The sequence below is a fragment of the Wenjunlia vitaminophila DSM 41686 genome (assembly GCF_000380165.1).
Classification (GTDB): domain Bacteria; phylum Actinomycetota; class Actinomycetes; order Streptomycetales; family Streptomycetaceae; genus Wenjunlia; species Wenjunlia vitaminophila.
In genome coordinates, this window is the sequence record NZ_KB904644.1 from 1 (window position 1) to 1,614 (window position 1,614).

2 protein-coding genes are annotated in these 1,614 nt (G+C 71.0%); both read right to left on the reverse strand.

The features are described 5' to 3' along the window. On the reverse strand, positions 1–1,490 hold a 1,490-nt coding region (locus A3IG_RS28495), incomplete at its 3' end, for a ThuA domain-containing protein (RefSeq protein ID WP_018382149.1). 27 nt (positions 1,491–1,517) lie between these two features. Beyond that, positions 1,518–1,614, reverse strand: a 97-nt coding sequence (locus A3IG_RS35925; protein WP_407701005.1) for an RICIN domain-containing protein, incomplete at its 5' end; no start/stop codon positions are given.

Consider the following 1,614-nt stretch of genomic DNA (forward strand, 5'->3'; position numbering starts at 1 on the left):
GTCCAGAGTTGGATCTGGGTGCCGTCGGCGGTGTTCGCTCCGGCGACGTCCAGGCACTTGCCGTTCACGCCCCGCACCGCACCACCGCGCGGGCCCTGGTCGCCCGTCCGCACCCGGATGTTGCGGAACGCCACCTCGTCCCCGTCGCCGTGGTTCTGGATGCCGAGGTGGCCCTGGCGCAGGCTGCGGACCGGGTCGGTGTTGGTGAAGTCGTTGACCAGGCGCCCGTTGAGGAACACCTCGAGGCGCTCCCCCGTGATTCTCAGTTCGTAGGTGTTCCACTCGCCAGGCGGGTTGAGCGCGGCGTCCCGGGCGGCGACGTCGGCGGACTGGAAGCCGTAGACCGACCCGGTGGTGCGGTCCGGGGTGTCGGTGGCGTCGATCTGGATCTCATACCCGTTGTTGACGGCCGACCAGGGGTCGTCGCTCGCCGGGAAGCCGACGAAGACCCCCGAGTTGTCGTCACCGGTCATCCGCCAGTCGAGCTTGACGGAGTAGTCGCCGGTGAGTTCCCGGGCGGAGTACCAGAGCATGCCCATCCCGCCCTGCGAGGTGAGTGTGCCGTCCTCGAGGGTGAACGAGCCCGGTCCCGCCTGCTTCCAACCAGTGGTGCTGCTGCCGTCGAACAGCGGGGTGTACCCGGTCTCCGGGCGGCAGTCCGCCTCGGTCATCCCGGCCGCCCACCGGATGCCACCCAGCAGGTGACGGCGGAACGCCGGCTCGGTGTACGACTCGTCGGTGTGCCCGCCGCCGGTGTAGAAGGCCCGGCCGCCCTGGTAGTCCTTGCACCAGGCGATCGGGTGGTCGCCGCCCATGGTGCCGCCGGTGTAGCTGGACTCGTCGAGCGAGGCCAGCACGTGTGCGGTGGAGCGCGGGTTGGTGCGGTAGTTGTACCACTCGTCGAACCGCTGCCAGCGCGCGCCGAGGTGCGCGGTGGCGTCGTGGGCGCGGTCCTCGACCTTGACCGTCGCCGTCTGGTTCTGCGGGTGGGACTGGAACAGGGCACCGGCGAGGCCGGCGTAGAACGGCCAGTCGTACTCGGTGTCGGCCGCGGCGTGCACGCCGACGTAGCCGCCGCCGTCCCTGACGTACTGTTCGAACGCCGTCTGCTGGGTGTCGTCGAGCACGTCGCCGGTGGTGGAGAGGAAGACCACGGCCTGGTAGCGGGCGAGGTTGCCGGTGGTGAACGCCTGGGCGTCCTCGGTCGCGTCCACGGTGAAGTCGTGCGCGGCGCCCAACTCGCGCAGGGCGGCCAGCCCGTCGTCGATGGACGAGTGGCGGAACCCGGCGGTCTTGGAGAACGCCAGGACGCGGTAGGCCGGGTCGGCGACGGGCCCGGCCACCTGGTCCCCGACGGCCGCCGGTTCGGTGGCTGCTCCGGCGCGGTGGTCCGCGGTCGCCCGGTCGGTCAGCGCTGCGGCGGGTGCCGCGGCCAGACAGAGCAGGGCGCCGGCGAGCCAACAGGTGAGTCTGGTGCGGGTGGCGTGCACGTCCGGTGCACCTCCTTTCCCTCCCTGCTAGGGCAGGGTCCATTTCTGGTTGGGTCCTGTGTGGCAGGTCCACAGGTGGACGCGGGTGCCGTCGTTCCAGGTGGAGCCTTCGGCGTCGAGGCAT